The sequence below is a fragment of the Microcoleus sp. N9_B4 genome (assembly GCF_036701635.1).
GTDB lineage: Bacteria > Cyanobacteriota > Cyanobacteriia > Cyanobacteriales > Microcoleaceae > Microcoleus.
The window spans coordinates 36796-57206 of record NZ_JAUBRC010000007.1; the positions used below are offsets into that span (position 1 = coordinate 36796).

The 20411-nt window shown below is 45.8% G+C and carries 21 protein-coding genes; 7 read left to right on the forward strand and 14 right to left on the reverse strand.

Going from position 1 to position 20411, the window contains the following annotated elements:
- Positions 1-13: 13 nt before the first annotated feature.
- Entirely contained in the window at positions 14-172 is a 159-nt protein-coding gene (locus tag QUA43_RS06525; RefSeq protein ID WP_242720953.1) for a hypothetical protein, read from the reverse strand.
- Positions 173-436: 264 nt separating this feature from the next.
- Here QUA43_RS06525 and QUA43_RS06530 point away from each other — a divergent pair, with 264 nt between their 5' ends.
- Entirely contained in the window at positions 437-1183 is a 747-nt protein-coding gene (locus QUA43_RS06530; RefSeq protein WP_333372084.1) for a creatininase family protein, read from the forward strand.
- A gap of 333 nt (positions 1184-1516) precedes the next feature.
- Here the strand turns inward: QUA43_RS06530 and ndk are convergent, their stop codons facing one another.
- The gene (gene ndk / locus QUA43_RS06535; protein WP_333238417.1) at positions 1517-1966 is read right to left on the reverse strand and encodes a nucleoside-diphosphate kinase; all 450 of its coding nucleotides are present in this window, start codon (positions 1964-1966) and stop codon (positions 1517-1519) included.
- 739 nt (positions 1967-2705) lie between these two features.
- Between ndk and QUA43_RS06540 the strand changes: the two genes are divergently transcribed.
- On the forward strand, positions 2706-3461 hold the full coding sequence (locus QUA43_RS06540) for a hypothetical protein (RefSeq protein ID WP_333372086.1): 756 nt from the start codon (positions 2706-2708) through the stop codon (positions 3459-3461).
- 259 nt (positions 3462-3720) lie between these two features.
- On the opposite strand, the gene proB is transcribed toward QUA43_RS06540, so the two are convergent.
- From proB to QUA43_RS06575, 7 genes are all read right to left on the reverse strand, one after another.
- Positions 3721-4893, reverse strand: a complete 1173-nt coding sequence (gene proB, locus QUA43_RS06545; protein ID WP_333372088.1) for a glutamate 5-kinase — start codon at positions 4891-4893, stop codon at positions 3721-3723.
- Between the two features lie 68 nt (positions 4894-4961).
- The gene (locus tag QUA43_RS06550; RefSeq protein ID WP_333035333.1) at positions 4962-5483 is read right to left on the reverse strand and encodes a YqeG family HAD IIIA-type phosphatase; all 522 of its coding nucleotides are present in this window, start codon (positions 5481-5483) and stop codon (positions 4962-4964) included.
- A 149-nt stretch (positions 5484-5632) separates the two neighbouring features.
- Positions 5633-6757: an endolytic transglycosylase MltG gene (gene mltG, locus QUA43_RS06555; RefSeq protein WP_333372090.1), complete on the reverse strand. Its 1125-nt coding sequence runs from the start codon at positions 6755-6757 to the stop codon at positions 5633-5635.
- Between the two features lie 247 nt (positions 6758-7004).
- On the reverse strand, positions 7005-7583 hold the full coding sequence (locus QUA43_RS06560; protein ID WP_172188895.1) for a DUF3727 domain-containing protein: 579 nt from the start codon (positions 7581-7583) through the stop codon (positions 7005-7007).
- Between the two features lie 315 nt (positions 7584-7898).
- On the reverse strand, positions 7899-8357 hold the full coding sequence (ruvX, locus tag QUA43_RS06565; protein ID WP_333372092.1) for a Holliday junction resolvase RuvX: 459 nt from the start codon (positions 8355-8357) through the stop codon (positions 7899-7901).
- Positions 8358-8631: 274 nt separating this feature from the next.
- Positions 8632-9957 carry a GNAT family N-acetyltransferase gene (locus QUA43_RS06570; protein ID WP_333372094.1) on the reverse strand — a complete coding sequence of 442 codons (1326 nt, stop codon included), beginning with the start codon at positions 9955-9957 and terminating at the stop codon, positions 8632-8634.
- Between the two features lie 191 nt (positions 9958-10148).
- Positions 10149-11330: a F420-0:Gamma-glutamyl ligase gene (locus QUA43_RS06575; RefSeq protein ID WP_333372096.1), complete on the reverse strand. Its 1182-nt coding sequence runs from the start codon at positions 11328-11330 to the stop codon at positions 10149-10151.
- Between the two features lie 24 nt (positions 11331-11354).
- Here QUA43_RS06575 and QUA43_RS06580 point away from each other — a divergent pair, with 24 nt between their 5' ends.
- Positions 11355-11519 (forward strand): hypothetical protein, encoded by a 165-nt coding sequence (locus QUA43_RS06580; protein ID WP_333372098.1) that lies wholly within the window; start codon positions 11355-11357, stop codon positions 11517-11519.
- A 9-nt stretch (positions 11520-11528) separates the two neighbouring features.
- Here the strand turns inward: QUA43_RS06580 and QUA43_RS06585 are convergent, their stop codons facing one another.
- On the reverse strand, positions 11529-12047 hold the full coding sequence (locus QUA43_RS06585; RefSeq protein WP_333372101.1) for a GNAT family N-acetyltransferase: 519 nt from the start codon (positions 12045-12047) through the stop codon (positions 11529-11531).
- Complete coding sequence (locus QUA43_RS06590; RefSeq protein ID WP_333051545.1) at positions 12031-12330, reverse strand: DUF1778 domain-containing protein; 300 nt, start codon at positions 12328-12330, stop codon at positions 12031-12033. The genes QUA43_RS06585 and QUA43_RS06590 overlap by 17 nt, the downstream gene beginning before the upstream one ends.
- Before the next feature lie 161 nt (positions 12331-12491).
- Between QUA43_RS06590 and QUA43_RS06595 the strand changes: the two genes are divergently transcribed.
- Positions 12492-13142: a hypothetical protein gene (locus tag QUA43_RS06595; protein WP_333372103.1), complete on the forward strand. Its 651-nt coding sequence runs from the start codon at positions 12492-12494 to the stop codon at positions 13140-13142.
- A gap of 123 nt (positions 13143-13265) precedes the next feature.
- Here QUA43_RS06595 and QUA43_RS06600 read toward each other — a convergent pair whose 3' ends face one another.
- On the reverse strand, positions 13266-14369 hold the full coding sequence (locus tag QUA43_RS06600; RefSeq protein WP_333372105.1) for a flagellar assembly protein H: 1104 nt from the start codon (positions 14367-14369) through the stop codon (positions 13266-13268).
- A gap of 183 nt (positions 14370-14552) precedes the next feature.
- Positions 14553-15293 carry an SIMPL domain-containing protein gene (locus tag QUA43_RS06605; protein ID WP_333372107.1) on the reverse strand — a complete coding sequence of 247 codons (741 nt, stop codon included), beginning with the start codon at positions 15291-15293 and terminating at the stop codon, positions 14553-14555.
- 181 nt (positions 15294-15474) lie between these two features.
- Between QUA43_RS06605 and QUA43_RS06610 the strand changes: the two genes are divergently transcribed.
- From QUA43_RS06610 to QUA43_RS06620, 3 genes are all read left to right on the forward strand, one after another.
- Positions 15475-15858 (forward strand): YkvA family protein, encoded by a 384-nt coding sequence (locus QUA43_RS06610; protein ID WP_333372109.1) that lies wholly within the window; start codon positions 15475-15477, stop codon positions 15856-15858.
- Between the two features lie 207 nt (positions 15859-16065).
- Positions 16066-18414: a DNA helicase PcrA gene (gene pcrA, locus QUA43_RS06615; protein ID WP_333372111.1), complete on the forward strand. Its 2349-nt coding sequence runs from the start codon at positions 16066-16068 to the stop codon at positions 18412-18414.
- A gap of 34 nt (positions 18415-18448) precedes the next feature.
- A complete protein-coding gene (locus tag QUA43_RS06620) occupies positions 18449-19054 on the forward strand; it encodes a hypothetical protein (RefSeq protein WP_333372113.1) in 606 nt (201 codons plus the stop codon).
- A gap of 2 nt (positions 19055-19056) precedes the next feature.
- Here QUA43_RS06620 and QUA43_RS06625 read toward each other — a convergent pair whose 3' ends face one another.
- Positions 19057-20382, reverse strand: a complete 1326-nt coding sequence (locus QUA43_RS06625; RefSeq protein WP_333372115.1) for an FGGY-family carbohydrate kinase — start codon at positions 20380-20382, stop codon at positions 19057-19059.
- Positions 20383-20411 lie beyond the last annotated feature (29 nt).

The window sequence follows — 20411 nt, forward strand, 5'->3', positions numbered from 1 at the left end:
AAAGTTTGATCGCTTAGAATCTTTCGCCCGTCCATCCCACAGACACGCGCTCGACCTTTGCTACTTGCTCGTGTAAGGAATACAGCCGTAGAGCAGTTGCCGGAACCGCGCTGTCTGCCTGCGTCCAGGCCTCAGAAGTCTGGTCATTTTTCGGGGTCGGTGTTAATTTCATAAAACATTGCCCGCTGTTAATTGACCACGTAACACCCAATCTAGAGGGAGATGCTAGTTATACTACTCTTAAAAGGTTATTAAAAGGTAAAGTTTTGATTATCAAGTGGTTAAATTATTAACGTTAAGTAATATAACGGTAAAGGTGCGATCGCACTGTAGAGCTTTTTTTAAGAATACAATAATAAGTTGGCCCAAAGTCCTTTTTTTTCCCGTGCCGGCTACGATCGACGATAGCAAGTAAAAATTCTGTAGACTGCCTATCATGTTGCTGCATTTGAGTACCTGGCCCGAGGTAGAAGCTTATCTCGAAAGCTCGCGAGGCATAATTATCCCGATCGGCTCCACCGAACAGCACGGGCCCACCGGCTTGATCGGAACTGACGCCATTGCTGCGAATGCGATCGCCCGCGGTGTCGGCGAAGCTGCCAATGCCTTAATCGGCCCGACAATTAATGTAGGGATGGCCTTGCACCACACCAGCTTTCCCGGCACAATTAGCCTGCGACCGCAAACTCTGATACTGGTAATCAGGGATTATATCACATCTTTGGCAAAAGCGGGATTTGATAAATATTTCTTCATTAACGGTCATGGTGGCAACATTGCGACAATGAAAGCAGCATTTTCCGAGACATACGCGCATTTGTCTGACTTGAATTTACCAAATGCCGAAAGAATCCAGTGTCAAATCGGCAACTGGTTTATGTGTGGCTCAGTCTACAAACTAGCAAAAGAATTATACGGAAACCAAGAAGGTTCCCACGCCACCCCCAGCGAAATCGCCTTAACCCAGTACCTTTATCCAGAAGCAATCAAGCAAGCTCCGCTTTCGGAAGAAGTTGCTTCCGGGCACAAAATTTACGGTGCTGCTGACTTCCGCCGCCGATTTCCCGACGGGAGAATGGGTTCAAATCCGGGCTTAGCAACCCCCGAACAAGGTCAGCAGTTTTACGAATTAGCAGTCAAAGAATTGACTAATAATTATTTGGAGTTTTTAAGTTACGATTAACGTTTTTTCTTCTCGTTACCAGGAGCTTCCTGGTAACCAGGAAAAATCTCAAACTATTCTATATTTTACGGTTATGAGTGAGTCAGCCACACGATATTTCAGATCAATTCTGGCTGCGCCGGAATGATATCAAATCCGCGCTTCATCGTCGGGCGTAAAGTCGAATCCCGAGGCCAACAAATAATTCGCGCAATTTTCATTTTTTTGACCCCTCCTTCTACAGTCAACAGTCAACAGTCAACAGTCAACAATCACCGACGGTGCAACCGGAATCGATATCATCTATCTGAGAAAAGCCATATCTCCCGATTAACCATCGGGAGAATATCAAAACTATTCCACAATCCAAGGAGTTAAACAAGGTGTCCAAGCACTCAATTCTTCTTCCTTGAACCAAAGGCTAATTTCCGCACGGGCAGTCTCGACAGCATCAGAACCGTGAATGAGATTACGGCCGACATTGACGGCAAAATCTCCGCGAATTGTCGCAGGTTCTGCATTCAGAGGATTTGTGGCGCCAATGATTTTTCTCGCCGATGCCACAACGCCGTCGCCTTCCCACACCATCGCCACTACAGGGCCTGAAGTGATAAAGTTTACCAATCCAGCAAAGAATGCTTTTTCTTTGTGAACATCATAATGTTGTTCCGCTAGTTCGCGACTCGCCGTCATTAGCTTCATACCAACTAACTTAAAGCCCTTGGCTTCAAAACGACCGATAATTTCGCCGACGAGTCCGCGCTGTACGCCGTCGGGCTTAATCGCTAAAAAAGTCCGTTCCAAGATTAACTCCTATAATTGTGTTAACTGATCCAAAAGATAGAGTAACTCAGAACGCACCTAAAGGCAATTCTGGGAATTGGAAATTGTCGTTTGGAGACTTATGACCGAAGGAAGAAGGAAGAAGGAATAAGAAGAGGGAAGAGGAAAGAGGGAAGAAGCAATAAAAGCAAGGGTTAAAGAAACCCGGTTTCTACGAGAAATCTGGGTTTAGCAGCGAGGAATCTGCGAAGAAACCGGGTTTCGAGACTTCTATGCGTCTAGGACTGATTTGCAGGGAGCATCCCGATTTTGTAAAAAGCATTTTTTAGCAGTGCGAGCAGAATGAGCACTTGCGTATATAGCAACCCTTGCAGGAGTCGTAAACTTTTTACCCCACCCCAACCCTCCCCTTATCAAGGGGAGGGAGTAAGAAATTCACAAATGATTTAGGATTGCTATATAAGCTAATCAGCCTTTAAATTCCCTGTAAATAAATAATCAAACTCTTGTGGGGTGGCTTTGAGCAACGCCTGAAATATGAAATCTAAATGTATAAGATTTTATCTCTAGCGAACAAGATGCTCAAACTTCGGGCACAATATGATACAAGTCACAATTTCGTGTGACTGTCAACACTCTTACCTATGATCTCAAATACAAATATGTATGATAATAAACACAATTATTTAGGCTCGAAAATATAGATAATTAACGAAGGTATGAAGATTATCTTGACAGGAACCATTCAGGCGAAAAAAGTATGAAAGCCATTGTAGCATTCATTGAACCCAAAAAGCAAGAGTTTGCAAAATTGCCCTTGTTTGACTTTCTAGCCAATAAACACATTCACGCGAATCAACGACTAATTTTGGCACCTGTACTCGCTCCTTTGGCTGTGGGATTGAGCGATTTAAATAAATATGTATTGCGAGAATCTTCTAGTAATAGCAAAGTTCAGGAACTCATTAATAAATATACTTATAAAAAAAACTATTACTGGCACGACTATCTAGAATACCTAGAGGAAGTAGGCTTAAACCAATTAATGAGTTACGGCGATTTCAGACTGCTTTGGGGTGAAGAAACTAAAAAAACTCGATCGCTATGTTCAGTGATCGAACGCTACGCTTGGAAAGCTTCTCCCATTCAAAAACTGGTGTTAGTGGAAGTCCTCGAAGGAACGGCAAAAGTTTTTTTTGAGGCGGCGCTAGCAGTGGTAATGGAATTACAGCAAATTACTCAAAAAGAATATGTTGATTTTGGAGGATGTTATGGGGGTTTAGAAAATTATCACCTTTTAAACACGCCAGAGATGTTGGAAGTTTTAGCAGAGATTAAACTTACTAATGCGGAATGCCAAGCAGCTTTAGAATTAGCACAAAATGTATTTGAACTGTTTACAGAAGCAATGAACGAGTTATTCCGACACAGCCAAACAAATTCTTGCAAGACTGTGCTGCAAATATCCTCAATTTCTGCCTTCGCTCATTGCCCGATCGACTTTCTCGATATTTAGTAATATCAATTCCAGTTGCACTCCTCATGATTGTTGACTGTTGACTGTTGACTGTTGACTGTTGACTGTTGACTGTTGACTGTTGACTGTTGACTGTTAAAAATCTAAAATCGGTTGACTGTTGACTGTTGACTGTTAAAAATCTAAAATCTAAAATCTAAAATCGGTTGACTGTTAACTCCGAGTCGAAAAACTGAATAGTTGAGTGTTAACTGTTGACTCGATTTTATGATTCCGATGCAACCGGAAACGAGATAGTTTAAACAATCACTAAATTATCTCGGTGTACCGCCGTTTCTACGCCTGCATAGCCTAAAATTTCAGCAATTTTCTCTGACTTGCAGCCCTGGATTTGTCTCAGTTCTAAACTGCTATAATTCACAAGTCCTCTAGCAATTTGCTTGCCTGCTGCGTCACACAACTGTACGGAATCATCAGCTTGAAATTCTCCTTCTACTTGAGCAATACCCGCAGCTAAAAGCGATTTTCCGCCGTGGGAAATTGCCTTGACAGCACCCGCATCTAAATATAGTTTTCCTGCTGGAATTAGCACGTTAGCTATCCAATGTTTGCGAGCGTTTACAGGGCGCGGTTGAGGCTCGAATTGAGTACCGATCGACTCTCCGTTGAGTATTTTCTCGATATTACCAGGAAAGCAGCCGTCAGTGATGACAGTCCGCACTCCCGATGCAGTTGCTATTCTGGCTGCTTCAATTTTTGTCACCATTCCGCCGGTTCCCCAGCCGCTGCGGGAATCTCCTGTTTGCACCTGAAATTCTGTGAGCTGTGCCATACTTTGGACTAGGGCGATCGGCTGCGCGTCTGGATTGCTGCGTGGATCGGCGGAATACAGCCGATCGACATCTGTGAGTACAAACAACCAATCTGCTTCCACCAAACTCGCCACCAGCGCCGAAAGCGTGTCGTTATCGCCAAATTTGAGCTCGTCTACCGCTACTGTATCGTTTTCATTGACGATCGGAATCACACCCAACCTGAGCAGTTGCCCAAAAGTATTGCAAGCGTTAACATAACCATTACGCTGCACTAAATCGCCCCTGGTGAGCAATACTTGAGCGATCGGCTGTTGCAGAGTAGTAAACAAGTCATCGTACACCCGCATCAGCCGCCCTTGGCCCACAGCCGCCACAGCCTGTTTCAGAGCAATGTTTCGCGGGCGTTCCGTCAAACCCAAGCGCGCGCAGCCCACCCCAACTGCACCCGAAGAAACCAAAACTACTCGATGACCTTGCTGCCGCAAATCAGCTAAAATTTCGACCAATGCAGCAATAGTTGAAAGAGCTAAGTTTCCTGTAGTCGATCGAGTCAGAGTCGAAGTTCCAATTTTAACAACAATAGTTTTAGTCTGTTGTCTGTTGACTGTTGACTGTTGACTGTTGACTGTTGACTGTTGACTGTTGTCTGTTGCCATTAGTTACCAATTCCCAATTCCTAATTACCAATGCCCAATGCCCGATGCCCAATTCCCCATGCCCATTTTTAATCTTTAATTTTCAGAGATGCCCCCAAAGCTTGAGAAACCCAAACTTCAAAAGAGCGCACCGGATACTTGCGAAGCGCATAGCCAGCATCAACCATTGGTTCCACTAAAATAGTGAACATACCCAAACGATTGCCAGCTAAAACATCAGTAAAAAGTCGATCGCCCACCATCGCCACCTGTTCCACCGGCAAATTCATTGCAGTCACTGCTGTTCGCAACTTGCGGCGCGACGGTTTAGCAGCACCCGTGATGTAAGGTAGATTCAAAGAATCAGCAATTCGACCGATCCGATTTTGACTTAAATTATTGCTTGCCAACCATAGCGATACCACGGGTTTAATTTCTTGCACCCACAAGCTGAGTTCAGGAGAAGCATTCATTGCCGTAATGGGAACGAGAGTTTCGTCCACATCCAACACTAATCCTTTAATCTGATATTTCTGCAGAATATCAGCCGTTAACTTCATGACTGAATCGCCTAGAACTAAGTCAGGCTGTAGTAGTTTACCCCAAGTCATAATGATTTTAGATTTTAGATTTTAGATTTTAGATTGAGAAATAAGAAATTGGGAGTTAAAGATTGAAGAAGTAAAAAATCAAAAGTGAATAATTATGGCTTTTCCTTGGTTACTTTTGACTTTTTACTTTTGTATTAGTCATTACCCATCTATTGAGTCGATCGCACTTTTTGGTCAACTTGAGCCACAGCAGCATTGTGTTCGGCCAGAGTGCGACTGAAAATGTGAGTGCCGTCGTACCGCGCCATAAAATACAGGTATTCTGTATTTTCAGGAGTCAGAGTCGCTTCCAGACTGGCGATTCCCGGAGATGCGATCGGAGTTGGGGGTAGTCCTGGATTTATATAAGTATTGTAAGGAGAAGGCGTTTCCACCTGCTTGAAAGTCAGAGGCTTTTCCTTAGTTTGCCTGATGCCGAGAGCGTATTCAACCGTCGGGTCAGAACCCAAGGGCATACCCTTATTCAGACGGTTGTTGAATACTCCAGAAATACGGTTCCGCTCGGAAGCAACCACAGCCTCTTTTTCTACAATACTAGCCAGCGTCACCCACTCTTTCAAATCCAGCTTAGTATTCTTCTGATTTTTTTGATAGATCGGCAAAGCCAACTGCTCGAAGCGATCGAGCATTTGCTTAATGACAGCTTCCGGGCTAATTGCATCACCGTCTAGCTGATAAGTATCCGGGTACAAAAACCCTTCCAAGTGAGGCAATCCGCTCGGTAGCCAAGGGTACTGAGCGTAGGGAACTTGACTCGCCACCGCCATAAAATCCTTAGCCGGGAAAAAACCTTGCGCTTCAAAATAAGCGCTCATTTGTTGCAGCGACCACCCTTCTGGAATCGTGAAACTCTGCTGTGCGACTTCGCCCTTCCAAATTTTGTCAGCAACTGCACTCAGAGGCTGAGTAGGGGAAAGTTGGTAAGTTCCTGCTTGAAAACCTCCCTCGCGGTTTTGCAGAGTCAGCCAGCGGGCCCACATATTCCATGCCGAACTCGATCGAATCAACCCCGCAGCCTCTAAATCCCGGCCGATTTTTTGACTGGGAGTACCCTCCGGGATTTGGATCGAAACAGCAGCATCTTCTGCCGGATTCCCCGATGAGGATGTGATTTTAGGTGGCGCCGAAGCCCAGCTCCACCAAGCCCAGCCCTGCCAAGCGCAAACCCCCCAGATTGCCGGCAGCAACGCCAGATAAAACAACCATTTAGAGACTTGCGGAGTTCCTTTTCGGCCCTCGCGCGTGCTGCCTTTTGTCATTTGTTCTTTATTCATAGTCCGTTGTCCTGGATAAGCGGCGGTTAACTAGCGACTAATGACTGATGACCTGCGATTGATGACCGAAAAGTTACAAATACAAGCCCTTTAAAAGACCCAATTCACGCGGCCCAATTCAAAAGCCCGATCGCGAAGGCAGAAGCGGCCATCTCGAAAAAGTTCGATCGGGCGAGCAGTTTACTTTTTTATAAAATAGTAAAAAATTCTGCTTTTTGCCATCAGGCCTTGTGGCTGCAATTAATATCTAATCAAGCTCGTCAAAGAACTGGTCTTCCAGCATAGGTAACATCGGTTCCAGCCTTTGGAACTCTTCTTCCGAAAGCAATTCTGGCTTGCCGTCATCATTCATTCTAGCCAAGATAAAGAACGGGTCTAAAGGCGTATAAATCGCATATTCCTGTTCTTCGTGGTAGAAACTGGTCAGCCACATCAATTCCTCGAACTCCGACTCCTCATCTGGATCGACATCGGATGCCATATCCTCTTCGGGAAATTCCGGCAATTCGCCAACCACAGTCAGCGTCACCGCTGTGCGTCGGAGCGTCAAATTCTGCTCTTGCAGGACAACTTTAGCTGTATCAAAAATTTTGTCAATTTCGGTCTCGTCTTCTACAGGAATTGCTGCTTCGTCGGTATCGTCTCCCTGCCAAGTAAAAATTTCTACGGGTGAGTCAATCGGAAGCAGCAAAGCGTATTCTTGACCTTCTAGGTTCATAGAATATTCTATGTTGCAAGTCAGCGATCGCCCAACTTCATCCGTCAGGGTGACGGACTCTTCGTTGGAATTGCCATTCTCTTTTTTGCGGTATGGGGATGAGGACATCGCGTGTATCTTATTTTCCGTCAATAATTCAGTAACGTTGGCTTGACAATTGGGAATTTTCGTGGCGATATTCTGGCTAAGTGGGCGACTATCGCCAGTCCACAAGCTTAAACCGCGAGACTCGCGGCCTTTTCTACAGGCGAGGAGTGCAGCGTTTAAATCTCAGTCGAGTCAGCAAGCGACACTGAGGACAAATCACGATTTTGTGCTTCTTCAGTACCGAGGGTACAGCAGAATTTTCTCCAGTTTGTCAAGGGTTACAGGTGTGCGTAGCAAACTTGCACAACCAGGATATCACGCCTCTGTTACAAGCTATCAAGGATTGGGAAGGGCGGAGATATTTTGCCTCCGCTCGTCTAGCCACTGCTGCAAAATCAGGGCCGCTGCTTTGCGATCGATCGAACCCTTATTTTGCGACACCGAAATCCCTGCGGTTTTCATCAATTCCTCTGCCTCAACCGAAGTCAGGCGCTCGTCCACGTACTCTAGAGGGAGCTCTAAGGCGGCGGCGAGGCGACCCGCATATTTCTGCACCTGTCGGGCTTGAGCACCCAATTCTCCGCTCATGGAGTAGGGCAAGCCTGCAACCAAAATTTGCACTCTCCGCTCTCGCACGAGTTCTCGGAGATAAGCTACGTCCCGCTCGAAGGACGATCGTACCAGTGTTGTAATGCCCGTAGCTATTAAACCGGTGCCGTCACACCCGGCGATGCCGACTCGTTTGAGGCCGATATCTAATCCCAGTGCTGAAATCCATAATTTATCGTTGGACATTATCAATTAATCAATCAATTTTAGATTTTAGATTTTAGATTTTAGATTTACTCTTTTTTCGCGTAAATAATCTTATTTGACGAACCGCGAAGACGCGAAGTGCGCGAAGGAATAAGAGAAGAAAGTAAGAAGAAAATAGGTAATCTTCAGTTGATATCAATCAAAAGCAGAAGGGATATTTTGGAATTATGACCGAAAAAAGGAATTTTTTGGATAATTAATTCTATTTTTTTCTGCCTTCTACCTTTTACCTTCTGCTTTTCACTATTAAGTATTAACTTTTCTCTTGGGAGCCTTCGTCTAGAGGCAATTCGGGCAATTTTAGAGGCAAAATGCTGCTGCTATCTGTTGCCGAGGATTCGGGATTTTGGAAGTTCAAGGGGTTAACTTGATTCGTTTGGCTGTTTCCTGAGTCAGTCAAGAGGGGTTTTATCTCGGAGGATGCCGGCCCGGCTGCTGCTTCCCCTGCCATCGGGCCGAGCCAGGACATCCTGCCCGGTACGGGTTTGCGAGTTGGCTGGAAGCTTTGCAACATTTCTGATAGCTGGAGTCCTTCGAGAGAGACCAACTTGGACTCGCGCAATTTGTGCCACACCGATCGCGACATCAGCAAACTGTGTTCCACGCGCACTGCTCCAAATTGCTCTAAATAAGCTTCGCGTTCCGGCTGATAGTCAGCGGAAGCCAGTTGCAGGCTTTGAACCGGGAAATCTTGAACGAGGCGCGCCATCTGGGACAGCAGTTCTGGGTAAAGCCAAGTGTAGGCCGGGTGTACAGTCAACTGGGCGACGTGCGGTTGCTGGCCGTTGCGGGATAGCTGCACCTGAAAATAGCCGATCGCGGCTTTGCGCTGCGGTTCAAACACGTAGCCGCTGACTACCTCGGTTTTGCCCAGCCACTGTCTGACACCTTCGACTAAAGCGCCGAAAAAACTGGTTTTGAAATCTTGAATGTGCCGATCGAATACTTGGCGCACCAGCGGCGGCATAGACGCGGTATCCAGTTGATAGAGCAACTGAGCGTCGGCGTTGCTCACAGGCAGCAGGTTGGGCAAATCTGGGGTCGAGTTTGCCATTTCTTGCAGACGTTCTGGGGCGATCGTCCAGTAAGTCATCTGGGCCAAAGGCTGAAACCCGTTTTGCCGGTACAAAGCCAAGGAAGTGTTATCGCCGACATTCACTTCCAACAGCCACGTCCGCGCCTCCCAGACTGCCTCAAAGCAGTACCGCAGCAGCATGGAACCAATTCCTTTGCTGCGGGCTTCCGGGTCTACTCCTATGCGATCGATCCGCCAAGTGCTGCGGGTGCGGTTGAAAGGAGAAATCTGAATTATGCCCTTAACGCTCCCCTCTTCTTCGGCAACATGGGCCCGGAACAGGGACTGACAAGGGTTAGGAAACAAGCTAAAAATCTTTAGTAGTCCGTACCAGCGACGAATCTGCTGCAACTTTCTACCGAGTACCACGTCGCAGCTTCCGCCCTTGCTGTTTTCTGGCTCTTCGGCTGTTTCCGCGCACAGTTGTTCCATCACCTCGATATCGCGATACTGAAACGGGCGAATCACAACCTGGTTTTGGTTTTGGGAGGGAAATGAAGTCATAGCATAAAAGTGGAGAATGGAAATTTAAAAATAAAAATTCAGAAAGGGGAAGAGTTAGAGAAGTTTTGAGTTTTGAATGGGTAAATTTTGAGTTCAAAACTTATAACTTTTGATTCTTCTCCCTTTCTTGCTCGATCGAAAATTAAAAATTGCAAATCATCTTTTTGAATTTTTAATTTTCTGTTTTCAACTCAAGATTTTTGTGGCAGAGGTCGAATTACAACGACCGGTGTTCGCTCGTCAGCATTCCCGGCGGGGTTGCTTCGCAAGGCTTGCTCTAAAAATGTTACCGATAAATCGGAGGTCGCTGCTAATATCTTAACTGCTTTCAAGTCATTAGCGTCTACGATCGCCGCCGCAAGTCCGGTTTCTCGTTGAATTTCTTCTACAACTTTCTGGGGATTGTCCGGGCCTAGGACAATAAATTGGTCGAAGGGAGGCAAAGTCCCGGTAACGTCGTCGATCAGTCTGGCTTGTTCCCCTGCTAGTTGGTAAAAGACTCCCGGTTTACCAAATATTTTAGCCACAGCGCCGATCGCAAATGCTGCGACTACGCGCCAAGGGCCGACTACATCAACCAACGTCTGCATTCCGCAAGCCGTGGCCAAACTCGACGTGGGCAAGAAAAACAAACACACTCGCTTTGCCGCCCATCCGGGTTTGACTTCGCTGGGATGGCGGTAGCGTCCCTGCATCAAAGCTAGGGGAGTTTCTGCCAGGGCGACAATATCGCCTTTCTGGGCGCGCGGCAGCACGTACCGCTTGACAATTTCGACGGGATTGTCGAGTTCTGCCAGTATGTGAGTGCGAATCGGCAAGACTTCTGCAACTCCGACATTTCGGGCGATGGGTACGGTGTCGGAGTTGGGAAATTGCAGCGGGACTACTACGTTACGGACTTTGGGAATGCGCCCGCCTGGGCCGTAGGTGACGAAGTGTACTTGCACCCAAGCTGACTGCAATTTGGTTAAATCTTGCCCTTGAATGTCTACAGAGACTTTAATTTTCGTGGTTTTTTGGGCTTTAACAATATAGCCGAACCAGTAATCGTCTGCTCTGGCTGCTGCCTCTTTGTGGCAAGGAATCACCTTTGTCTGGGAGGTAACGCCATCCAAACTTCCGTCTGACAGCAGTTTCACCTGTGCCCGCACTTCCGGCAACATAATCTCAAACCGCTGTGTCAGGTTGCGGAACTCCATTTCCCCGACTAAAAGATAGCGGTTTGGTTCGTTTACGGCTAAGTGCCATTCTCCGGCTGTTAGTTCTAGTTTATTTGGACTCCCACTCCGGCGATAGTTCAACTCTAGGCCCAATCCGCCCAATGCTAGCAGCGAACCGGCTGCTGCGATTCCTGTTGCTAAAGTCTCAATCACTCAAATCACCGCCAATAATATTTTGTGTTTACTGTAGTCGATATCGGGTACTTTGAGCGCCGATCCGGTAGTAATTGGATTGCGTTCAGTTTGTTAGGGATCGATCGAGCTTATGCAAAATTAGAGGTAAGGGCGATCGCGCGTCTGCAGTGGCGGGGTTGGAGAGTGGGATTGGCGATCGGTTTTTAACAAAATCAACTAAATGTTAGAATTTTGACAAAGTTCTTCAACCGATTTCATGGGTAGATAAAGCTTCATCGGGTTTTGTTTGAACTTTTGAAAACCATATTTTTGATAGAAATTGGCTGCTGGCTCATCCAGAGCTTCTGCAATGACAGCGAGAGATGCAACTTGTGCAGTTGCCAAGAGTGCTTTTGTCAAAGCATCTATCAGAATCAACTCGCCGAGATGTTGACCTTGATAAGTACGATCGACTGCCAAACGACCGAGCAATGTAGCAGGTAGAAGGGGATAGCGGGGCAGCTTTTTTGCAAAATATTCATTCAAATTTGCGAGTTCAATGGTGTATGCAGAAAGCGTATAATAGGCAATCACATCAGTGTTGGGAGACTCCACTAAAACGAATACGATGGCGACTTTCTTTTTGAGATCCTGAGAAGCTTGTTTACGGATGTAGTTGTCCAAACTATCTTGTCCACAACAAAAAAGCTCTCTGTGATGTCTGCTGCTATCTAAGAGTTCAATTGTGAGTACCATCGCCCATCACTTGTTTGTAGCGCAAGGCTGCTGCTTTGAGAGCTTGATTCGGCTGGGTTGGATTCAGGAGGGCATTTACGAAAGCCTCGCTGTCGTCAAGGTCAAGTTTCAGTCTTTGGTGCTGTTCAATAACTTTGGAAGCGACTGCTTGAACGCTGGCGATGACGAAATCTGTTAGGGTACGTCCTTCTAAGTCAGCGGCTTTTTGCCAAAGGGCTTTAATCTCTGGACTGATACGAGCCTCCAATCGGGCTGACGGTTCCGATTTAGTAGTTTTAGTCATACAAAATACGGTTTATCTCATTTATCCATTATATACGGCACTTTGCCGTATGTCACGCTAAAAGTTAGGGATCGATCGAACTTATGCAAAATTACAGGTAAGTGCGATCGATCGAAAGTCTGCGGTAAAATATCCGAATACACGTACAGTGTTTTAGGTTTATGGCACTTGCTAAAAAAGGCACGAGGCTAATCAAGGTTAATGATGTTGAATACCGCTGGGTTGTCCACCCAGACGATGAACCTGGTATGGCAATTGTTGTAGAGTGTGCGGACAATCCAGGACAAAGAATGATTACCTGGGTCGAGTACGGTAACATCATTTCACCTTGGTTGGTAAGGAGAGCTATCTTACACGCCCTCGATCGAGGTTGGTACCCACAACAAAAAGGGGCAGAGATAGTTTTTCGGCTCGAAGGGATCGTCTCAAGGGAGGATAATTGGACTGGAGTGCCATCTGAGCATAAAGCAGCGTGGCAAGATGTGTTTCAGGCATCTCAAGAGTCGCTCCATCTATCAGCACCGTGTCCTGTTTGTGGAGTTACTGCTTTGTGTCGCTGGTATTACATAGGAGGAAAACCCATTAAGACAGAAATTGAAGGGGTAACATTTGTTCTAAATGGTGATTTATGGGAATGGTGTAGTAACTGTCATATCTTTCAACACTATTCTTGTTTAGTTCCACGTTGGTGGTCATGTGACTTAGATGTTAATACAGAGAAACTTACCGCTTTACCTAAAGCGATTGAAAAAGCCATGAAAGCGAGAGATATAAGCTTCTATTCCAACTCTAGTAAAATTGCTAGTTTTTGACCCAGAATGGGAGGTAATTGAGCGATGGATAAATTAGATAGTTCTAACTAAGCCAACCTAAAAAAACATAAAACCACATACCCGACTTTTTTAATAAGTCGGGTATCTAACAGATTCCGTATTTTATATTGCCAACCTTGCTCTCAATTCATCACCCGATAACTGAGGCAATTGTTCTACAAACAATGTCAATTGCTCGACAGGCATTGCTAGTAAATTGGTAAGGGCCGTAGGCAGAATATCTCCCAATTCATTTTGGCGAATTCTCAAAACATTTTCTGCTAATAATCTCACCGCTTGTTGTCTTCCTGCTTCATCGACGGTTAGCATCGATATTGCCAGCAACAGCATCGTAAATTCCGCAGCGGGTAACTTTGATATTGGAGACAAGAAAACAGTCATTTTTGAGTTAATTTCTCCCAATCGTACTTGTAGAAAATTTTCTAAAATTAAGCGCTGTTGTGCTTGTCTTCCTTGTTCAATTCCTTGTTCAATTCCTTGTTCAATTCCTTGTTGCTGTGCGGCTTCTAACTGTGCTCTAAAAAGTGATGGGATCGCCATAATTAACTCCCGCTCTTCTGGCTGTAACTCTTGTTGGGGCTCGGTTACTAAGTTTGACTGTAACTGATACAACAATTCTAGCGCGATCGTCCGTAACGGATCGTCGGTTGCTAAACTGCTCAACTCGCCGATCGCCCTTTGCTGCACTTTCCCTTTCCCTAAAATCCTCAACCACATGGTTTCGGGAGTTTCGGGCAATTGGTGAATCACCACAATTGCCGATTTCAAATGCCTCGGCAAAAAATAAATGCCCTCCATCCAATGCTCAGGCTTGGGTATCGCGCCAAAACCCTCCAGCATTGCTTTCGATGCTGTAGGTTTCAAAATCCACAGTGTAGGAAAATTAGCATCATCATAGCGAGTATTTTCTCTTCTGGCTTGCCGCTCCAATTCACCTCGCAAATCCCATAACTTACTCATACAGCTAATGACTTCGCCGACAGTTACTGGATTGCGAAACGGTTCAAAAATTGCCGTCGTCTCAGCCATTTTTCCCAACAACCCTAAAGTTGCTGAGTATTCAGGAATTACAGTCATTGGAATGAAATAAACATCAATTTCTCGGACTTCGGCAGTAACATCATGCCCGATATTCACCGTCCCGATGGGAGACAGCAGTTCTGTCAACAAGTCTTTGGCAAAGCGATCGTGAATAAATCGCGTCATAAAAATTGCTTTTCATATTTTCTGATTAAATTTTCTCATATTATCGTCGGATACTTAAGATATTTTATCTGACAACCAGCAGACAAACATAAAAAAATAAAACACTCAGATACCCGACTTCTTGAAAAAGTCGGGTATCTAACAGATATCGCATTTTACGTTCATTGAGAATGCAAGCTGCAATCAATATCCAATTTGCAAAGTCACAGAAGCTTCAATCTGCTGTTCCCCTCCCACCACGGGCGTTGCAGGATTAGCATCAGCACTGCGAGCAGCAGCCAACTGCCGATACATTGGAGGCGGGGCGATCGCACCGTTGACTTGAATGCCCAGAATGTCTCCCCGTTTGAGGTTGAGGGCGCTCAAGACTGCATCCGCTTGCGCTTGAGCATCTTGAGTTGCTTTGCGGAGTGCTTGTTTTCGAGCTTGTTCGATCGCACTTTCGGCGGCGGCAAAACTCACGCCGTCGATGCGTGTGGCTCCGGCATTCACCGCATCGTCGAGCAAAGTGCCGGCAGATGCAGTATTAATCCGAAAACTGACGGTATTCGTCGCCGTATAGCCCGTCAAGCGCTGCTGGTTGTTTTCGTAGCTGTAAATGGGATTGAGGGTGATGCCGGCAGTTTCGAGTTTTTCGACTTGGCGCGATCGCAGCAACTCTACCACAGCGGACGATCGTCTCGCCGCTTCCTGCTGCACCTCGGCCGCCGTTTTCCCCTGCACCTCAACCCCCAGCCGCACTTGCGTTTGAGTTGTCGGAATCGCTTCCACACCCCGCCCAGTAACAGTCAGCGTTCTGATCCGCTGTTCTTGAGCCACCGCCGGATCTAATCTCACAAAACTCACGAGAGTTAAGGTTAAACACAACGCTGTTACCAGACTACGAAAATTAATGCGATCGCGACGTTGCAAATTTGAATTCATAAACTTGATTCTCCTCACATACAACAGATGCTATACTTTACCTTCCCACTGAAATTGCTAAATATCCGGGTTGTTACATTTTTAGCAACTAAAAAAAGTATTAGTCATTAGTCATTAGTCATTAGTCATTAGTCATTAGTCATTAGTCATTAGTCATTAGTCATTAGTCATTAGTCATTATATGCAATCCTTAAAAAAAGTTGCCCGCCGACTCAAAAAACAGACTTACGCTGTTTATTTAGCCAGTACAGACCCGAGAGTACCTTGGTACGTCAGGATTTTAGCAGGTCTTACAGTTGCCTACGCTTTTAGCCCGATCGACTTAATTCCTGACTTCATACCCGTTCTCGGCTACTTAGACGATTTGATAATTGTACCTCTGGGAATTTGGCTGGTACTGAAGATGATTCCGTCACAGGTTTTAGCCGAGTGTCGGGAAAAAGCAGCCGCAGAAATAGAGCGAGGAAAACCGATAAATAGGACTGCCGCTGTTGTGATTATTGCTATTTGGATTGGCTTGGGAATATTAGCAGCAATTTGGCTGACACGGATATTTAAACGTTAAAAAAATTACCTATCTAGTTATCCTGTAGCGTGCGCGCCGAGTACCTGACATTAAACAACTCGCTTGGCAAAAAAATATTTAAAGTTTAAAAAATTACCGTTCTAGTTATAATATAGGGTGCGCTAAGCGCACCTGACGTTAAAAAAACTCGCGGTATCGCATACCAAGTATTATTTACCCTTAAAAAATTAAACTAACTTTCTAGCTATGACTCAAACCACTGATTTCCTCAGCCACCTCAACCCATCTCAGCGCCAAGCAGTCGCCCATTATAACGGGCCGCTGCTAGTAGTCGCGGGCGCTGGTTCCGGCAAAACCAGAGCTCTAACTTACCGAGTTGCTAACTTAGTTCGCACCCATCGAGTTGATCCTGAAAATATTCTGGCGGTGACATTTACGAATAAAGCCGCCCGGGAGATGAAAGAAAGAATTGAGAAATTGCTGGCAACTCAGCAAGCTGAAGCGGAATATGGCAAACCTTTGGTAGACTTAGCCCCGGATGTGCAGACGAAATTGCGATCGCAAATTTACCAAAGAATTACCAAACACATTTGGATGGGGACTTTTCACTCTTTGTGCGGCCGCATTCTCCGCTACGATATTGAAAAATACCAAGACGAAAAAGGTCGCCAGTGGAAGAAAAACTTTTCAATTTTTGATGAGTCAGATGCTCAAAGTCTCGTCAAACAAATTGTTACAAAAACCCTGAACCTCGACGACAAGAAATTTGACCCGCGAAAAGTCCGCTATGTCATCAGCAACGCTAAAAATAAAGGCTTGTCGCCTCAAGAATACCTAGCAGCAGAACCGGATTATCGAGGCCGTGTGATTGCCGATGTTTACAGTCGCTACCAAGACGCTTTAGCAGCCAACAATGCCCTAGATTTTGACGATTTAATCCTCGTTCCCGTTAAACTTTTGAGCCAAAACGAGCAAGTATTAAGTTATTGGCATAAAAAGTTTTGCCATATTTTAGTTGACGAATACCAAGATACCAACCGCACTCAATACAATTTGATTCGGATGTTGGTGACAAATAACGCCGACCCGAAAAACTTTGATAAATGGCAAAATCGCTCGATTTTTGTCGTGGGCGATGTGGATCAATCAATTTACAGCTTTCGGATGGCAGATTATACCATCTTGCTGGAATTTCAAGAGGATTTTGGAGATGGTTTGTCCGACGAGAAAACTCGGACAATGGTAAAATTAGAGGAAAATTATCGATCGCGCGAAAACATCCTGCAAGTCGCGAACCACTTGATCGAACACAATACCGAACGGATCGAGAAAATTCTGCGCCCGACTCGCGAACCGGGAGCTCCGATTGTTGTCTGGCGCGCCGACAACGAATTAGAGGAAGGGGAATTTGTAGCAGGTGAAATTCATTCCTTGAAGCGCCAAAACTCCGAATACGAAAACGGCAGTAACTTTGCGATTCTCTACCGCACAAACGCTCAATCTCGCTCCTTTGAAGAAGCATTAATGCGTTTAGACATTCCTTACAATATTGTCGGCGGGCTGAAGTTTTACGATCGCAAAGAAATCAAAGATATCCTAGCATACCTGCGGACGCTTGCCAATCCCGACGATAGCGTCAGCCTCAAACGCATCATCAATACTCCCCGGCGTGGCATTGGCGATACCACATTTTCCAAAGTCGAAGACGCTGCAACTCAATTGGGCATTCCGTTGTGGGAAATCCTCAGCGATGAATCTTCTGTCAATACTCTCGCAGGGCGATCGGCAAAAGCTATTATTAAGTTTGCCGAAATGATTGGTCGTTGGCAATCGCAAGTTGAAACCCTGCCAGCTTCGCAAATTGTCCAAGGAATTATCCAAGATTCAGGCTACATTGAAGATTTGAAAAATCAAGGAACCGAGGAAGCAGAAAATCGCATAGAAAACGTCAGAGAATTGTACAATGCAGTGCTGCAATTTGAAGAACAAAACGAAGAACCGACGCTGACATCATTTTTAGCAAAAGCATCTTTAGCATCCGATTTGGATGACTTGCAGGAAGAAGATTCCCGCGTATCGCTGATGACGCTGCACTCCGCCAAAGGGTTAGAATTTCCCGTAGTATTTCTAGTCGGAATGGAACAGGGTTTATTTCCCAATTTCCGCAGTTTGGACGACCCGAAAGCGATCGAAGAAGAACGCCGTTTGTGCTACGTCGGCATCACTCGCGCCCAGGAATTGCTATTTCTCACCCACACTCGCGAACGCCGCCTTTGGGGAGGTTTCCGGGAACACTGCACCCCTTCGCTATTCTTAGGAGAATTGCCGACACATTTGCTGGCTGGAAGTGCGAAGAAAACTAAAGCGGGGAAAACGGCTGCATCGAAAGGAAAAACTAATAATTCAGCAGCTAATTCTGGGAATTCTCAATCGGCGGATTGGAAAACGGGCGATCGGGTTTTTCATCATGCTTTTGGAGTTGGAGAAATTACCCACGTTTTGGGAGAAGGCGATAAAACTAATCTGGCAATTAAGTTTACGGGTTTGGGCAGAAAAATCATCGATCCGAGAACAGCTAAGTTGCAGCGAGTGTAATAGAAAAGCAGAAATAAAAACAACATCAGATTTTATGCCTTACAGTCAATTTACAACGATCGGCAAAGTTAAAGAAGCCTTCAATCTCACAGCAGTCGAAGGAATCAGATTTCTGCCGGAAATTGAGCCGATCGCACCCGCAACAACCTTGCAGACCATGCTGGAGACAAATTTGCCTTGGGCGATCGCTACTAGCACCGAAAAAGCCCGTTCTGAAGCTATTATCAACCCTGTATTGCTGGAAGTTCGCAGGATTCTGAACCAACAAATCAGCGTGTTTTCGGGTGAGGAATTTAATGTCGATGTAGCTGTTGGACTTACAGGAGTTTGCGATTTTATCATCAGCCGTTCCCCGGAACAATTAGACGTTGAGGCCCCGGTAATTGTGATTGTGGAAGCTAAAAAAGGAGATTTGAAAGTAGGTTTGGGTCAATGTATTGCTGAAATGGTGGCTGCCCAGAGATTTAATGAAGCGAAAGGGCGATCGATTTCCGTCATCTACGGCAGCGTTTCCAGCGGCACAGCTTGGCGGTTTCTCAAGCTGGAAGGGCAAATAGTGACGATCGATCTTACCGATTATCCGCTACCTCCAGTAGATAAAATATTGGGATTTTTAGTGTGGATGGTGCGCGAAAATTAGCATTATATCCCCATCGCACCCCGCATCGCCAACAGTGCCACCCCGTAAGCAGCCGCAGTATGAATTGGCGTTTCAACAGGCACTTTTAAATAACGCTTTCTAATCGCACTCCAAGCCGCATTTTTTGCACCACCACCAGCCGTATAAACCTTTGTCAAAGGAGTTGCACCTAATTCTTGCAATAATTGATATCCCCGCGCTTCAATCCGCGCGATACTTTCTAGCAAACCGTGCAGAAATTCCACAGAATCAGCGGGACGCGGTTCGAGTCGGGGCGGCAAATTCGGGTCGTTAATCGGAAAGCGATCGCCCTTTTTCAACAATGGGTAATAATCCAGCAAACTCTCTTGTGCTGGATCAATCTGTGTGCTATAATTATCCAACTCAATATCAGTAAAAAAATGCCGCAGCACTGCACCCCCGGTATTAGAAGCACCTCCAACTAACCACAAATCGCCTAATTTGTGACTGTAAATTCCGTATCTAGAATCATCTACGCGGGTATGACTTAACAGTTTGACTGCTAGTGTAGAACCGAGAGAAGTTACTGCTTCCCCCGGTAAATTGACACCGCTTGCTAAAAATGCGGCAATGCTATCGGTTGTGCCAGCACAAATCATACAATCGCGGGGAAAACCGAAGCGATCGCCCACTTGATCTCTCACTTCCCCCACAGGCGTGCCCGGCGCGACAACTTTTGGCAATTCAGGAGTTGCAGCGCCCGCAATTCCCTCAATCAGCCAATTCGGATAGCACAAAGTATCAACATCGAAACCGAGTTTCAAAGCATTGTGATAGTCGCTAATTCCTAATTTTCCGTGCAGCAGAAATGCCAGCCAGTCAGCTTGATGCAGGAAATAAAGCTTCTCAACAACAGGCAAGATGCCTGTTCCACAAAGACTGAATTGTGCTGTCGGGTGGGCTTCTAGCCCGCCCTCCTGCCACCACAGGAGTTTTGCCAAACTGGATGTAGCGCTCAATACTGTGTGGTTATCCGGCGCGATCGCCCGCAACCTCTCTGTCACCGCTGCACCGCGCGCATCATTGTATAAAATCGGCTCGCATACTGGTATACCGTCGGTATCGCACAGCATGACAGTGGAAGATGTGCCGTCAAGGGCGATCGCCCTTACCTGATTGCGGATTGTTGGGGGAATTTGCTCAATTAAAGCCCACAGCGCATTTTGCCACACCGAGGGCAATTCAGGCTGTTGTTGCCCGTTGTTGGCAAAAGTATATTCTGTCTCACAATGTATTGTACCCTGGGAATCTATGACAGTCGATCGCGCGCCCGTCGTGCCGAAATCTATTCCCAAATAAAGATTCATTTGTTACTCCCGCGAATTTTCCTATTTTG

Bases quoted from the DNA above. Each gene is read 5' to 3' on its own strand.
- QUA43_RS06570 (WP_333372094.1), bottom strand. From the start codon at position 9,957: ATGACTTCATTTCCCTCCCAAAACCAAAACCAGGTTGTGATTCGCCCG.
- QUA43_RS06595 (WP_333372103.1), top strand. From the start codon at position 12,492: ATGGCACTTGCTAAAAAAGGCACGAGGCTAATCAAGGTTAATGATGTT.
- QUA43_RS06540 (WP_333372086.1), top strand. From the start codon at position 2,706: ATGAAAGCCATTGTAGCATTCATTGAACCCAAAAAGCAAGAGTTTGCA.
- QUA43_RS06525 (WP_242720953.1), bottom strand. From the start codon at position 172: ATGAAATTAACACCGACCCCGAAAAATGACCAGACTTCTGAGGCCTGG.
- QUA43_RS06605 (WP_333372107.1), bottom strand. From the start codon at position 15,293: ATGAATTCAAATTTGCAACGTCGCGATCGCATTAATTTTCGTAGTCTG.
- QUA43_RS06585 (WP_333372101.1), bottom strand. From the start codon at position 12,047: ATGGTACTCACAATTGAACTCTTAGATAGCAGCAGACATCACAGAGAG.
- mltG (WP_333372090.1), bottom strand. From the start codon at position 6,757: ATGAATAAAGAACAAATGACAAAAGGCAGCACGCGCGAGGGCCGAAAA.
- QUA43_RS06590 (WP_333051545.1), bottom strand. From the start codon at position 12,330: ATGACTAAAACTACTAAATCGGAACCGTCAGCCCGATTGGAGGCTCGT.
- QUA43_RS06620 (WP_333372113.1), top strand. From the start codon at position 18,449: ATGCCTTACAGTCAATTTACAACGATCGGCAAAGTTAAAGAAGCCTTC.
- QUA43_RS06560 (WP_172188895.1), bottom strand. From the start codon at position 7,583: ATGTCCTCATCCCCATACCGCAAAAAAGAGAATGGCAATTCCAACGAA.
- QUA43_RS06600 (WP_333372105.1), bottom strand. From the start codon at position 14,369: ATGACGCGATTTATTCACGATCGCTTTGCCAAAGACTTGTTGACAGAA.
- QUA43_RS06530 (WP_333372084.1), top strand. From the start codon at position 437: ATGTTGCTGCATTTGAGTACCTGGCCCGAGGTAGAAGCTTATCTCGAA.
- QUA43_RS06550 (WP_333035333.1), bottom strand. From the start codon at position 5,483: ATGACTTGGGGTAAACTACTACAGCCTGACTTAGTTCTAGGCGATTCA.
- pcrA (WP_333372111.1), top strand. From the start codon at position 16,066: ATGACTCAAACCACTGATTTCCTCAGCCACCTCAACCCATCTCAGCGC.
- proB (WP_333372088.1), bottom strand. From the start codon at position 4,893: ATGGCAACAGACAACAGTCAACAGTCAACAGTCAACAGTCAACAGTCA.
- QUA43_RS06610 (WP_333372109.1), top strand. From the start codon at position 15,475: ATGCAATCCTTAAAAAAAGTTGCCCGCCGACTCAAAAAACAGACTTAC.
- ruvX (WP_333372092.1), bottom strand. From the start codon at position 8,357: ATGTCCAACGATAAATTATGGATTTCAGCACTGGGATTAGATATCGGC.
- QUA43_RS06625 (WP_333372115.1), bottom strand. From the start codon at position 20,382: ATGAATCTTTATTTGGGAATAGATTTCGGCACGACGGGCGCGCGATCG.